At 68.4% G+C, this 13586-nt stretch carries 15 protein-coding genes and 1 pseudogene; 10 read left to right on the top strand and 6 right to left on the bottom strand.

All coding sequences use genetic code 11. The features are described 5' to 3' along the window. Window positions 1–273: 273 nt before the first annotated feature. From ACVCAG_RS20200 to ACVCAG_RS20175, 6 genes are all read left to right on the top strand, one after another. Window positions 274–1515 (top strand): AI-2E family transporter, encoded by a 1242-nt coding sequence (locus tag ACVCAG_RS20200; RefSeq protein WP_440084845.1) that lies wholly within the window; start codon window positions 274–276, stop codon window positions 1513–1515. An 11-nt stretch (window positions 1516–1526) separates the two neighbouring features. Then, entirely contained in the window at window positions 1527–2081 is a 555-nt protein-coding gene (locus ACVCAG_RS20195) for a hotdog domain-containing protein (RefSeq protein WP_440064331.1), read from the top strand. Continuing rightward, complete coding sequence (gene dut / locus ACVCAG_RS20190; RefSeq protein ID WP_440084844.1) at window positions 2078–2521, top strand: dUTP diphosphatase; 444 nt, start codon at window positions 2078–2080, stop codon at window positions 2519–2521. Before ACVCAG_RS20195 ends, dut begins: the two co-directional genes overlap by 4 nt. A 138-nt stretch (window positions 2522–2659) precedes the next feature. Further along, window positions 2660–3343 carry a DUF3710 domain-containing protein gene (locus tag ACVCAG_RS20185; RefSeq protein ID WP_440084843.1) on the top strand — a complete coding sequence of 228 codons (684 nt, stop codon included), beginning with the start codon at window positions 2660–2662 and terminating at the stop codon, window positions 3341–3343. A 49-nt stretch (window positions 3344–3392) separates the two neighbouring features. Then, window positions 3393–3785, top strand: a complete 393-nt coding sequence (locus ACVCAG_RS20180) for an OB-fold nucleic acid binding domain-containing protein (protein ID WP_344744598.1) — start codon at window positions 3393–3395, stop codon at window positions 3783–3785. A 33-nt stretch (window positions 3786–3818) separates the two neighbouring features. Beyond that, window positions 3819–4481, top strand: coding sequence for a DUF3159 domain-containing protein (locus ACVCAG_RS20175; RefSeq protein WP_440084861.1), 663 nt, complete (start codon window positions 3819–3821; stop codon window positions 4479–4481). A 132-nt stretch (window positions 4482–4613) separates the two neighbouring features. On the opposite strand, the gene ACVCAG_RS20170 is transcribed toward ACVCAG_RS20175, so the two are convergent. Further along, on the bottom strand, window positions 4614–5285 hold the full coding sequence (locus tag ACVCAG_RS20170; RefSeq protein WP_329084000.1) for a potassium channel family protein: 672 nt from the start codon (window positions 5283–5285) through the stop codon (window positions 4614–4616). Then, window positions 5285–5950, bottom strand: coding sequence for an NAD-binding protein (locus ACVCAG_RS20165; RefSeq protein WP_440084842.1), 666 nt, complete (start codon window positions 5948–5950; stop codon window positions 5285–5287). The genes ACVCAG_RS20170 and ACVCAG_RS20165 overlap by 1 nt, the downstream gene beginning before the upstream one ends. Window positions 5951–6066: 116 nt before the next feature. Here ACVCAG_RS20165 and ACVCAG_RS20160 point away from each other — a divergent pair, with 116 nt between their 5' ends. Continuing rightward, a complete protein-coding gene (locus tag ACVCAG_RS20160) occupies window positions 6067–8109 on the top strand; it encodes an amino acid permease (RefSeq protein ID WP_440084841.1) in 2043 nt (680 codons plus the stop codon). A gap of 67 nt (window positions 8110–8176) precedes the next feature. Further along, window positions 8177–9424: a TRAM domain-containing protein gene (locus ACVCAG_RS20155; RefSeq protein WP_440084840.1), complete on the top strand. Its 1248-nt coding sequence runs from the start codon at window positions 8177–8179 to the stop codon at window positions 9422–9424. Between the two features lie 146 nt (window positions 9425–9570). Here ACVCAG_RS20155 and ACVCAG_RS20150 read toward each other — a convergent pair whose 3' ends face one another. The 4 genes and pseudogenes from ACVCAG_RS20150 to ACVCAG_RS20135 form a co-directional block, all read right to left on the bottom strand. Beyond that, window positions 9571–9693 (bottom strand): hypothetical protein, encoded by a 123-nt coding sequence (locus ACVCAG_RS20150; RefSeq protein ID WP_440084839.1) that lies wholly within the window; start codon window positions 9691–9693, stop codon window positions 9571–9573. A gap of 532 nt (window positions 9694–10225) precedes the next feature. Then, window positions 10226–10507: pseudogene (locus tag ACVCAG_RS20145) on the bottom strand (transposase); the annotation flags it as partial. Window positions 10508–10606: 99 nt separating this feature from the next. Then, window positions 10607–10843 carry a DNA-directed RNA polymerase subunit alpha C-terminal domain-containing protein gene (locus ACVCAG_RS20140; RefSeq protein ID WP_440084838.1) on the bottom strand — a complete coding sequence of 79 codons (237 nt, stop codon included), beginning with the start codon at window positions 10841–10843 and terminating at the stop codon, window positions 10607–10609. Between the two features lie 99 nt (window positions 10844–10942). Beyond that, window positions 10943–11497 (bottom strand): hypothetical protein, encoded by a 555-nt coding sequence (locus ACVCAG_RS20135; protein ID WP_440084837.1) that lies wholly within the window; start codon window positions 11495–11497, stop codon window positions 10943–10945. 350 nt (window positions 11498–11847) lie between these two features. Here ACVCAG_RS20135 and ACVCAG_RS20130 point away from each other — a divergent pair, with 350 nt between their 5' ends. Beyond that, entirely contained in the window at window positions 11848–12093 is a 246-nt protein-coding gene (locus tag ACVCAG_RS20130; RefSeq protein WP_440084836.1) for a hypothetical protein, read from the top strand. Window positions 12094–12184: 91 nt separating this feature from the next. Next, complete coding sequence (locus ACVCAG_RS20125; protein ID WP_440084835.1) at window positions 12185–12541, top strand: PRC-barrel domain-containing protein; 357 nt, start codon at window positions 12185–12187, stop codon at window positions 12539–12541. Window positions 12542–13586: the final 1045 nt, after the last annotated feature.

Here is a 13586-nt window from a genome sequence, read left to right as displayed (position 1 = left end):
ACAGGGTGATCTCCCGCCCGCCGGATGAGCGCTGACCTCGGCCGGGTGAGCGCCCGCCCTTGACCGGGCGGGCGCTCACCCCGGTCGTCCGGGCGGCCGCCTTCGCCGGTGGGCGCGTTCCCGACGGGCGTCGCGCGGCCGGCCGCCGGGCAACAGCGGCGCAGGCCCGCGTATAGCCGCAGGTCCGGGCCGGCTGGAATCCCCCGGGCCCATCCGTGGGCGCGCTTCGAAACCCTCGCGCATTTCCCTTCCCGGCGTGACAGTCTGGAATACGTGATCTCCGATCGGGAACGCCTGACCAGCCTGGTGCCTCGCACGTTGCTGCGCATCGCGATGTGGAGCCTCTGCCTGATCATCATCGGCTGGGCGGTCTTCTACTTCGCGCAGTTCATCGCGACGTTGCGCATCGTGGTGCTGCCGGTGGCCATCGCGCTCCTGCTGACCGCGCTGCTGTTCCCGCTCACCAGGCGGTTCGGCGCGATGGGCATGCGGCCCATCTACGCGACCTGGCTCACGATGATCATCGCGCTCACCGTGCTCGGCGGCACCGGCTGGATCATCGGGGTGCGCGCCAACGACGAGTTCCCCGGCCTCGTCGACCAGGTGCGCCAGACGGCCAAGACCGTGGAGAACTGGCTCTACACCGGGCCACTGCACCTGCAGCCGACCCAGATCACCAGCTGGGTCGACGAGATCGGCAAGCAGATCACCACCCAGCGCAACCAGATCACCCAGACGGTCCTCACCGGCGCCACGGTGGCGCTGGAGGTGCTGGCCTCCATCGTGCTGCTGCTGTTCGTGACGTTCTTCCTGCTCAAGGACGGCGACCGGATCTGGTCGTGGTTCCTGAAGGGCTTCGGTGACGTCGCGCCCCGCGTCGACATGGCCGGCCGGGCCGCCTGGGTGACGCTCTCGCACTACGTGCAGGGCACGGTCGCGGTGGCCGCCGTGCACGGCGTGATCATGGGTATCGTGCTCGCGGGGATGGGCGTGCCGCTCTGGGCGCCGCTCGCGGTGATGATCTTTCTGGCCAGTTTCATCCCCATCGTCGGCATCTTCTTCGCCGGTGCCGTGGCCACCCTGGTCACCCTCGGCGCCAAGGGCCCGATCTACGCCCTGATCTTCCTCGGCATCCTGCTCGTGGAGCAGCAGCTGGAGAACCACGTGCTCCAGCCGCTGATCGTCGGCAGGGTGCTCCACTTCCACCCGTTGGCGATCATCCTGGTGCTGGCGGTGGGCGGCATCCTGGCGGGCATCGCCGGGGCCGCCGTGGCGGTGCCGGTGGCCGCCGTGATCTACCGGGCGCTGCCCGAGCTCATGGGCGGTTCCCATCTGGCGCTGCCACCGGCCCCGCCACATCCCGATCCCGGTGGCCCCGATCCCGGTGGCCCCGATCCCGGTGGCCCCGATTCCGGTGGCCCCGATTCCGGTGATCCGGGTGATCCCGGCGGCCCGGCACCGTCGGGTGCGGCGGGAAAACCGGTGAATGAGGAATCACCGCAGCCCAGGGGGTAACGTTCTGCCCCGTGACCCGTTCCGCCCTGACCACCCCCCCGCCGGACGCGACCCGCCCGAGGCCGCTTCCCGGCGCGCCCGCTCCCGGCACCCCGCTCGGCCCCCACTACAGCCGCTGCTTCGGCTGCGGCGCCGGGCACCCGAACGGCCTGCACCTGACCGCCCTCACCCCTGACGGGGTCACGGTGGTCGCCGAGTTCACCGTGGAGGAGACCCACCAGGGCGCGCCCGGCCTGGCGCACGGCGGCGTGCTCGCCGCGGCGATGGACGAGGTCATCGGCATGTCCGTGTGGCTCTTCCAGCGCCCCTACGTCACCGGCCGGCTGGAGACCGACTATCTCGCGCCGGTTCCGGTCGGCACCGTCCTGCATCTTCGCGCCTGGTGCAACGGCATGTCCGGCCGGAAGGCGTACCTTGAGGCTGAGGGCCGGATCGGTTCCCCGGACGGCCCGGTCGCCGTGCGGGCCGCGGCGCTCTTCATCGAGGTGGCCATGGAACATTTCGCCAAGCACGGCGACATCCAGACGATCGCCGACGAGCACCACGAGTACGAGGTGAACCCGTGACCCACACCGTCGAGGTGTTGATCCACCGGCTCGACGCCGACCTGCCGCCGCCCTCGTACGCCCACCCGGGCGACGCGGGCGCCGATCTTCACGCCGCCGAGGACGTCGAGCTCCTCCCCGGAGAGCGGGCCGTGGTCGGCACCGGGCTGGCGATCGCCCTGCCCGACGGGTACGCCGCGTTCGTCCACCCGCGCTCGGGCCTGGCCTCCAGGCACGGCGTGACGCTCGTCAACGCGCCCGGCACCGTCGACGCGGGATACCGGGGCGAGATCAGGGTGACGCTGATCAACACCGACGCCAAGAACGCCGTACGGCTGCGCAGGGGAGACCGCGTCGCGCAACTGGTGATCCAGAAGGTGGAGAAGGCGGTGTTCCACGAGGTGGACCGGTTGCCGGGATCGGCGCGAGGCGCCGGCGGGTTCGGGTCCACCGGCCGCTGACAGGAGCGAACCCGGTGAGGTGGGCGGAGTGGCCGGTGGTGATCGGGGACCGGAGCGCGCCTCCGGCCCGCGGGGCCGCCCGCCGCCGTGCCCGGCGGGGGACGAGTGACCAGTGAATCTTCAAGGAGCGTGAGGAAAGTGTTCGGACGTAACCGCCGTGAGAAGTCCCCGGCCGCCAAGGCCGCCAAGGCCGTGGTGGAGGAGGTCGAGCAGGTCCCTTCGCGGGAGTCGGGGCCGTGGGACGCCGACGAGCCCCATCCCGAGCGGGAGCGGGTCGACCTCGGAGGCATGCGCCTGCCGGTCGACGCCGGTTTCGAGGTGCAGCTCAACCTGGCCGGTGACCAGATCGTCGGCGCGGTGGTCCTGTTCGAGGGGAGCGCCCTGCAGGTGCACGCCTTCGCGGCGCCCAAGCGGAGCGGGATCTGGGACGAGGTCAGGGCCGAGCTGGCCGAGGGGGTCAAGAGCGCCGGGGGCACCGCCGAGGAGCGGGAGGGGGCGTTCGGCGTCGAGCTGGCCGCCAGGATCCCGGCGGAGGGGGGCGAGCAGCCGGTCCGCTACATCGGGGTCGACGGGCCACGCTGGTTCCTGCGCGCGGTGATCAGCGGGAAGGCCGCGGAGGACGCCGGGGTCGCCGCGACGCTGGAGGGTGTCGTCCGGGACATAGTCGTGGTACGTGGCGACGAGCCGATGGCCCCCAAGGAGGCGATCGAGCTCCGGCTGCCGCCCGAGGCCAGGCAGGCCGCGGAGCAGCAGGCCGCCGGGGGCGACGTGTCCGACCTCAACCCGTTCGACCGCGGGCCGGAGATCGCCGAGATCCGCTGACGGGCCCGATCGCGTACGCTGGTTCGACTCGTGTGTGAAGGAGAGGTCCGTGGGTTCTCAGGAGCCGCATAAACAGAGCGGTTTGCGGGGATTCTTCCGCCGGTTGACCGCCGGTCAGGCCGAATTGGAGGCTGACGAGCTCCAGCAGGACCTCGACCGCCACGGCGCCACGCCCATCGTCTCGTGCGGCATGCGCCGCCGCTTCTGCGTGACCGGCACGCTGCGGACGGTGACACTGCGCCCCCGCGGGGGCGCTCCGGCGCTGGAGGCCGAGCTTTACGATGGTTCCGATGTGATCGACCTGATATGGCTGGGCCGAAGGAAGATCGCGGGCATCGAGCCGGGACGCCTGGTGCTGGCGGAAGGACTCGTCAGCGTGCAGGATGGCCGCAAAGTCATGTTCAATCCGAGATACGAGCTACGCCCCGCGGGCGGTGCGTGAGTGATTGACGATCACGAGACGGTGAGCGAGAAGATGACCACCACCGGCGAGACCGCCGCGCACGACACGGTCGAGGCCGCGATCCGCAGCCAGCTTGCCAAGGCCTTCGGCGGAGTGCGGGGCGTCATCGAGGCCGCCGTGCCCACCATCGCCTTCACCGGCATGTGGGTCGCCACCTCCAACCTGAAGCAGTCCCTGATCGTCAGCATCTCGGCCGCGGTGCTGCTGCTCGTCGTGCGGCTGCTGCAACGCTCGACGCCGCAGTTCGTGGTCAACAGCCTGATCGGCATCGGCATCGGCGCGTTCTTCGCCTCCCGCACCGGCGAGGCGAAGGACGTCTTCCTGCCGGGCATCCTCTACAACGCCGGCTACTCCGTGGTGATGCTGCTGTCGATCGTCACCCGATGGCCGGTGGTGGGCTTCCTCATCGGCTCCGTCACCGGCGACCCGACCGCGTGGCGCGCGGATCCGGCCGTGGTGAAGCTCTGCACCAGGCTCACCTGGCTGCTGATGATCCCGTGCGTGGTCCGGGTGGCGGCGCAGCTCCCCGTCTTCCTGATCGGCGGGAACGACGCGGTCGCCGAGCTGGGCATCCTCAAGATCGCGATGGGCTGGCCGCTCCAGGTCGCGGCATTCGCCGCCATGGTGTGGCTCCTGGCCCGGGGCAGGACCCCGGCGCGGCCCGCGGTCTCCTGACCGCGGGGCCCGGTCCCGGGTCCGCCGCCCTCCGCGCCGTCGCGGAGGGCTTCCCCGTTCACCGCCGGTCCGGCTCTTTCCGCCTGCTCCAGGTCCAGGCCGGGAGCGGCGTGCGGTGCGGGGGATCCCGGCTCAGCGGGGCGTGCGGTGCGGGGACAGGAGCTCGGCCAGCTCCTCCTCGACCTCCTGGCTGGCCACGAACATCAGCTCGTCACCGGCCTCCAGCGGGTCGTCGGCGGTGGGCACCAGCACCCGGCCCTCGCGCAGGATCGCGACCAGGGCGGTGTCGTTGGGCCACGGCACCGAGCCGGCGCGCTGGCCGACGACCGGCGCGTCCTCGGGCAGGGTGAGCTCGACCAGGTTGGCCTGCCCCTGGCGGAAGGTCATCAGCCGCACCAGGTCGCCGACGCTGACCGCCTCCTCGACCAGCGCGCTCAGCAGGCGTGGGGTCGAGACGGCCACGTCGACGCCCCACGACTCGTTGAACAGCCACTCGTTCTTGGGGTGGTTGATCCTGGCGACCACGCGCGGCACGCCGTACTCCGTCTTGGCGAGCAGCGACACCACGAGGTTGACCTTGTCGTCGCCGCTGGCGGCGACGACCACGTGGCACTCGGCCAGGCCCGCCTCGTCCAGCGAGGAGATCTCGCAGGCGTCGGCGAGCAGCCACTCGGCCCGCGGCACGGTATCGATCTTGATGGCCTTGGGGTCGATGTCGACGAGCAGGACCTCGTGGCCGTTCTCCAGGAGTTCGGCGGCGATCGACCGGCCGACCGCTCCCGCGCCGGCGATGGTGACGCGCATCAGTGCTCCTCCTCCGGCGCCCCGGACAGCACCTTGTTGATGCGGTCCATGTCGGTCTCGACCGCCATGACGTGCAGCACGTCGCCCTCCTGCACCACCGAGTCGTTCTTGGGCAGCAGGGTGTCGCCGATCCGGTTGATGAACGCCAGGCGGGTGCCCGCCGCCGCCTCCAGATCCCTCGTCGGGGTGCCGATCCAGCTGGGGTGGTAGGCCACCTCCGCCAGCACCACGCACCCGCTGGGGTCGCGCCAGAGCGGCTCGGCGCCCTCGGGCAGGACGCGGCGCAGGATCTGGTCGGCGGTCCAGCGGACCGTGGCCACGGTGGGGATGCCCAGCCGCTGGTAGACCTCGGCGCGCCGGGAGTCGTAGATCCTCGCCACGACGTTGTCCACGCCGAACGTCTCGCGGGCGACCCTGGCGGAGATGATGTTCGAGTTGTCGCCGCTGCTCACCGCCACGTAGGCGCCCGCGGCCTCGATGCCGGCCTCCTCCAGGACGTCCCGGTCGAACCCGATCCCGGTCACCCTGCGACCCCTGAACCCCGCCCGCAGGCGACGGAACGCCTGCGGGTCACGGTCGATGATCGCGACCGAGTGGCCGCTGTCCTCGAGGATGTGCGCCAGGGTCGAACCGACCCGGCCACACCCCATGATCACGATATGCATGCTCCCCCGCCGGTCGCTGTGAGGCGGATCTTGATCCCGATGTATTCAGCCAGTATGGACCGCCCCAGGAGTGCCGCGTGAGTGGGGCCGAGTAATAACGGCTAGCATCTGCAGACGTGTCGAAGGTGACGGACCTTGTCAAACGCCTTTTCATCGGGCGGGCGCTGCGCAGCACGCAGCTGCACGAGCAGCTGCTCCCCAAGCGCATCGCGCTGCCCGTTTTCGCGAGTGACGCCCTCTCCTCCGTGGCCTACGCCCCGCAGGAGATCCTGGTCATCCTCTCTCTCGCCGGAATCTCCTTCTACCACTTCAGCCCCTGGGTCGCCGTCGCCGTCGTGGTGGTGATGCTCACCGTCGTGGCGTCGTACCGGCAGAACGTGCACGCCTACCCCAGCGGGGGCGGCGACTACGAGGTCGCCACCGTCAATCTCGGCCCGAACGCGGGCCTGACCGTCGCCAGCGCCCTGATGGTCGACTACGTGCTGACCGTCGCGGTCTCGGTCGCCAACGGCGTCGACTACGTGGGCGCCACCATCCCGTACGTCGCCCAGCACAAGCCGCTGGTCGCGATCGTCATCGTCGTGCTGCTGACGATCGTCAACCTGCGAGGCATCCGGGAGTCTGGCGCGGCCTTCGCGATCCCCACCTACGCCTTCATGTTCGCCGTCCTCGGCCTGGTCGCGTGGGGCGGTTTCCGGGTGCTCGTCCTCGGCGACGAGCTGCACGCGCCCACCTCCGGGTACGAGATCATCGCCGAGCAGTCGAACCTGACCTCCTTCGCGGCGGCCTTCCTGATCCTGCGCGCGTTCTCCTCCGGCTGCGCCGCCCTCACCGGTGTCGAGGCGATCAGCAACGGCGTGCCCGCCTTCCGCAAGCCCAAGAGCAAGAACGCCGCGAGCACCCTGCTGATGATGGGCCTGGTCTCGGTGACCATGTTCGTCGGCATCATCACCCTGGGGCTGGCCTCGGGCGTCAAGGTCGCCGAGCCCTCCGTCGCCTATCGTGACGTCCTCATCGACGGCAGGCCCGCCGGGCCCGGCTACTACCAGCAGCCGATCATCGCCCAGGTGGCGGACGCGGTCTTCGGCAACGGCTCGCTGCCCTTCTTCGTCATCGCCGCCGTCACCGCGCTGATCCTGTTCCTGGCCGCCAACACCGCCTTCAACGGCTTCCCGGTGCTCGGCTCGATCCTGGCCCAGGACCGCTACCTGCCCCGCCAGCTGCACACCCGGGGAGACCGGCTCGCCTTCTCCAACGGCATCGTGATCCTCGCCGCCGGGGCCTGCCTGCTGCTGTGGGGCTTCGACGCCGACGTCAGCCGCCTGCTCAACCTCTACATCGTGGGCGTCTTCGTGTCGTTCACGCTGAGCCAGATCGGCATGGTCAGGCACTGGACGCGGCACCTGAGGACCGAGGGCGACCTGAGGGTCCGCCACCAGATGCACCGCTCGCGGACCATCAACTTCTTCGGCGGCGTCATGACCGGCGTGGTGCTGGTGGTGGTGCTGGTCACCAAGTTCACCCACGGGGCGTGGATCGTCTGCGTGGCCATGCCGGTGCTGTTCCTGATGATGAAGGGCATCCACCGCCACTACGAGAACGTGGCCGCCGAGCTCGCCGTCGCCGAGGAGTCCCAGGTGGACGAGTCGATGCTGCCCGCGCGCAACCACGCCATCGTCCTGGTCTCCAAGATTCACAAGCCGACCCTGCGCGCCCTCGCCTACGCCCGCGCCACCCGCCCCTCCAAGCTGGAGGCGATCACCGTGGGGGTGGAGGGCCCCGAGGCCAGGGCGCTGCAGGAGGAGTGGGAACGGCGCGGCATCCCGGTACCGCTGAAGATGCTCGACTCGCCCTACCGCGAGATCACCCGGCCGATCCTGGAGTACGTCAAGTCGCTGCGCCGCCGCTCGCCCCGCGACGTGGTGAGCGTCTACATTCCCGAGTACGTCGTCGGCCACTGGTGGGAGCACATCCTGCACAACCAGAGCGCGCTGCGGCTGAAGGGCCGCCTGCTGTTCCAGCCGGGTGTGATGGTCATCAGCGTGCCCTGGCAGCTGCACTCCTCCGACCGGCTCAAGGGCCGCCCCGAGCCCTTCGCGCCGGGCGCCGTACGCCGTCCGCGCCAGGAGGCGGCACGGGACGAGGACGTCAAGGCATAACCTTTCTATGCGCTCCTGACGCGAGGAGGCTAGACCGACGACGGATTTTCCCTTGGGGGCAACGACCATGGCCATCGAACTGACCGTAGGACCGGTTGCGCACGGTGGCTGGTGCGTCGCCCGCCACGACGGCCGGGTCGTCTTCGTACGGCACGCGCTGCCCGGCGAGCGGGTCACCGCCGAGATCACCGAGGAGACCTCCCGGTTCCTGCGGGCCGACGCGGTCGAGATCCTGGAACCCTCCGCCGACCGGGTGACCCCGCCGTGCCCGTTCGCGGGCCCCGGCCGCTGCGGCGGCTGCGACTGGCAGCACGCCTCCCTCGACGCCCAGCGCCGTCTGAAGGCCGACGTGGTGGCCGAGCAGCTCAAGCGCCTGGCCTCGATCGACTGGAAGGGCACCGTCGAGGAGGTCCCCGGAGCCCCGGACGGGCTCGGCTGGCGCACCCGCGTCCAGTTCGCCGTCGACCGCGAGGGCGGCCTGGGCCTGCGCCGCCACCGCTCCCACGACGTCGAGCCGGTGGACGCCTGCCTGATCGCCCACCCCGAGGTGGAGAACGTCGGCGCCGAGGTCATGAACTGGCGCAACGCCTCCTCGGTCGAGGTCATCGCCTCCACCACCGGCGACCAGGCGGTCGTGGTCGCGCCCAAGCCCCGGCGCACGGTGGCCGTGCCCGACCTCGACACGAGCGTGGCCGTCTTCGTCGACGAGGGCAAGGGCCGCAGCCGCGTCGTCCACGGCCGCAACCATCTCGTCGAGCGCGTCGCCGAGCGCGACTTCCAGGTCACCGGCAGCGGTTTCTGGCAGGTGCACCCCGGCGCCGCCGCCACCCTGCTCGACGCCGTCATGGAGTTCGCCGCCCCGCAGCCGGGGGAGTGGGCCCTCGACCTCTACTGCGGCGTCGGCCTGTTCGCCGCCGGGCTGGCCGAGGCGGTCGGTCCCGAGGGGGCCGTGTTCGGCGTCGAGTCCGAGTCCGTGGCGGTCCGCGACGCCGAGCGCAACCTCCGCGACCTGCCCCAGGCCCGCTTCGCCAGGGGACGGGTGGAGAACGCCCTCGACCGCTTCGGCATCGAGCGCGCGGACCTGGTCGTCGTCGACCCGCCCAGGGCCGGGCTGGGCCGCGACGTCGTCGACCGCGTGACCACCCTTCAGGCGACCCGGATCGTGTACGTCTCCTGCGACCCGGCCACCCTCGCCCGCGACCTGGCCTGGTTCGCCGAGCGGGGCTACCGCCTCGCCGATCTGCGGGCTTTCGACGCCTTCCCGATGACGCACCACGTGGAGTGCGTGGCCCACCTGGTCAGCGAGACGGTCTAGGTGTTGACCTGGGGAAACGCAACGCATGGTGTTTCATCAAACTCCAGGGTTCCCCCCGTTAAACCAAGATCATGACGCATGAGTGACGCATGATCATGGAAGCGCCCCGTGACCGATCCGGTCGCGGGGCATGGTCATGTCGAGTGCTACTCGGGAGGGGTGGGCCACCTCTCGGGCGGCGACACGAACGTGCCGCGCGCCTGGACGGTGAAGACCCAGCCCTCCTCCTGCAGGAGCCTGACGGCCGCCTTGACGGTCTCCCGAGCCACTCCATGCGTAGACCCGGCGAAGGTCTGGAGTTCGATTACGTCGACCCCGTGCTGGCGAACCGTGAGGAGCGCACCTTGAGGTCGGAGGCAGCGTACGACCTCATGTCCGCTGTGTATGAGCTCGCTGCGGTGCTTGGCGCGGTGGGGCTGTCAGAGAGGCCGTGCGTGGGTCCGTCGGAGGTTGTGGGTGGATCGGATGGACAGCGCCTTAGTACGACAACGACAGGTTGTTATGGGCGTCTTCGCTTATGGTGACTGGCCCAAGCCCGTGCTTGACTGAGCCGACGCCAGGCCACCCAGGCAAGGACATGACCGATCGGGTGCGCGAGGGGCGCGGCAACGCGGTTGAACAGCCGACGGACCTCCTGGACCGTCCCGGCATCAAAGCACCCTCAAAGCCGCCGGCAGACCCCCCTTTTGTAGACCGTCACGCACGATCACTAAAAACGCCGCCGCGGTCATCGCCAACGTGATGTGCCGATACCAGGCCTGATACGAGCGCACCTGGCAGTGATCGAGGCCGACCTCGTTCTTGGCCATAGACCTCATCAGCGGTCACCCAGCCGAACGGCACACCCGCCGTCACGGCCCTTTCGATCATCATGCGGGCCGGTGCCGGTTTGGTGGCGAAAGCCACCTCGTCGCCGATACCGGCGGCCCGGCACCGGAGCCGGTCCTCGGTCCACTCCTTGGGCGGGTACAACTCCCGGTCGATCAATGCCCGTCCCCGGTCGCAGGCGTAGGCGAGGAACACGCCGATCTGGCGGTTGTCGAACCGGCCGAGGAACGCCGTGAATCCCGCTGACCATCCGGCTACCGTCTCCGACGGCATGACGGGATCATCCATTACAGGACCTGAGATCTCAACCTGTCGTTGTCGTATTTTGCGTCCCACCGAGGTTCTGCGAGGACATCACTTGCACGCGAGGGACAAGCCGATAGCGGCGAGCCTCTGCTTAACCTCCTCGACGTACATGGGGCTGTTGCGCTCAATCGCCAGCAGGTCCTGCTCGCTGTGAGCGACCAGTTCGCCGTAAGTGTCGATGCCCGCACGCTTGATGCAGGCGTAAGCACGCACCGTGAGGCCGAGCTCCTCGATGGGCAACGCCAGGTCTCTGCCCAGGAACGAGTCGTCCTGCGGTGACACCATGCTTCCTCCTTGCGCTCCAGGCGGCGGCCCGGGGCTGATCGAAGACGAATGCCCGCCCAGGCTTCAGTCTGGGGCGCGGCATTCTGCGTCTCGGCTCGACTACGGCAGCAGCTTCTGAGCGGTGAGCCACTTCTCCCACTCGGCGACGACCTCATTGGCCAGGTCGACAGCGTCATATGTCTGACCGTTGGAGGTGACGAACCACCGGTGCTCGCCGGTGGATCCGGAGCGCGCTGGCTTCGGTTCTGATCTGGTTGGAGCACCGCCGGCGTACACCTTGATCTCAATCGTCTCAAGGGTGACGTAGGCATCCTGACGGGTGAAAGCAGTCGTCTCATCGCCGGTTTTGGCGGTCGTCAGCGTCAGGTGCTCGACCCCATTGCAGAGGTCGGCAGCTAGCTGCAGCAGAGGGGTGCCAGCGAGCTTGCCGAAGATCGATTCGACTGTGCTGCGGATGCTGGTGGTGAGCACCGTCGGGTCAGAGCCGTCGTTCTTGATCCAATCCTTCAGGTGGTAGGCGTCCTGGAAGAAGTGGTAGAGCCGGTCGCGTGCCTCGGCGGAGCCCATGAAGCCGGGGCCGACGGCTTCGAGCAGTCGCTGGTGGCTGCGGAGCATGCGTTGGTACTGGTCGCGCCAGCCTTCGGAAAACGTCATCGGTTTCCTCTCGGGGAGTCGGGTTTCACGGTCCGGCCCCACCCTCGCGGGGGCCGGACCTCAGGTACCACCGTGCGTATCGGATGTATCACGCATAGCTCTGGTTGTTACGTATAACGGACCGGCATAACGAACGCTGACGACCGAGCCGATTACCCCCGCCCCCGGGAGCCCTCCCCGTACGCTGGCCCTGCCCCTCCCCTGGGGATGCTGCAGCTGATCCACATGAAGAAGCCCCGTCGCTCTCCTCCGGAGCGGCGGGGCTTCTCGCGTTGCGGCCCGGCATGTATGGCGTGCGAACGGGGACGTTGCAGGTAGAAGGGCCGGTCACGCATCGAGGGAGATCCAGCATGACGGATCAAGGCGACTCGGATTTGTCCGCTGATCAGGCGGCCGTCTTCCAGGCCGTGTCGCAATTGGAAAGCAACTCCAACGGGCCTGGTCACGTTCAGGAGATCGCAACGGAGGCGAAGCTGGCAGAGGACCGTACGCGGCAGGTGCTTGACGAGCTGGCCACCATCGGGCTCGTCGCCGCGACCGCTGACCCCTGGCAGCCAGAGGCCGGCGCGCGCTATCAGGTGCAGTCCATGGACTGAGCCCCCTTCGGGACTCTCATCGCGGTTCGCCTCCATCGCATCGGGCAAGGCGCTAGATGACGGATGCAATGGCTGAACAGGAGAAACACCAATGACGATCGAGAACCCATGGACCTATCGCGCGGACATTCACGGGGACCAGTCGCTGGACATCATCGGTTTTGACGTGGAAACCTTCGACGGCAAGATCGGCAAGGTGGACGAGGCCAACAACGCGGTCGGGGACAGCTACGTCGTTGTCGACACCGGGCCGTGGATCTTCGGCAAGAAGGTCATCCTTCCAGCCGGCACGGTGAACGAAATCGACTCGGAGAAACGTAAAATCTACGTGGGACGCACCAAGGAAGAGATCAAAAACGCGCCGCCGTTCGATGAGAGCAAGTACAAGGACACCAGCTACCGGGATGAGGTAGGGGGTTACTACGCCCATTTCCCCGGAACCATGTAGATCCGAATGGCGAGGTTCAGGCTCCAGCCGTCGGAGCCGAACCCCAATGATCAAAGATCACCTCAAGAAGCCCTCACCCGGAAAGGTGGGGGCTTCTCGCGTTGTGCGTCTATTGGCCGGGATCCAAGGCGGCCCCCGCAGCGCGGAGCAGCGGCTCCAGCGCCTCGCGGTGCGGGTCCAGCAGCTCCCGGCCGCGCCGGAGCACCCAGTCGGGCACGGGGTCGTCGTCGGGCGGGGCAGGTCGGGTGAGGGCGAGGTCATGGGGTCATGCTCGCCCGGCCCGCTGATCGATCGCAGGTGAACACGACGACGCCTCCCCCTGAAGGACAGGCTCCGCGCCGAACCTGAGCCTCGTTCGGCCGATCCCTCCAAATGCCAGAGTCGGCTCCGTCCCGAGTATCCGATCATTGCGAAGGAGCATAGGGAGCCAGGTCAGGCAAAGTGGGATGACGCAGACTTTTAACGTTTAGGGCTGGAGAACTTTCTATCCTCATGTCATGGAGTGAAAAGAGCACGACGGGGCCGGTTAAGCTAAATGACCTTCCGGAATTATTGTTAGTGCGTCTCACCACATATCCGAGATCAGGCCGGATGGAAGCTCTTTAGCAAGATGGCAACCTACCGTCCTGGCCCCTGCTTGTTCAAAACACGCACCTCGACTCACCCAAAGGTGGTCGCGTCTTCGTGCGAGTCCGGATGAAGGAGGAGACGAACATGCGTCACACTCGGCACCCCATCATCCTCGGAACGGCGTTCTTCGCCACCGTGACGCTTTGGCCGGCCGGTACTCAAGCTTCGACCAGTCCAAGCCCCGTCACCCAAGCGATCATATCGGCAGATCCAACTCCATATCAGAAGGGCTACGAAAAAGGGCGCACGGAAGGGTACGCACGCGGAGAGTCGCGGGCTATAAACCATTGCGTTCGTGATTATTCAGCAGCTTGGCCAGAGGTCGGCGAGGCGGCTTACGCGGTCGGCTACAACGAGGGCTTTCAGTTGGCGTACGGCAGAGGATTCGACGACGGCTTCGCGAAACACTGCAAGC

It is taken from the genome of Streptosporangium sp. G12, from assembly GCF_052983175.1.
The sequence above is the reverse complement of the archived record's forward strand: the minus strand, read 5'-3'. Positions and strand labels throughout refer to the sequence as shown.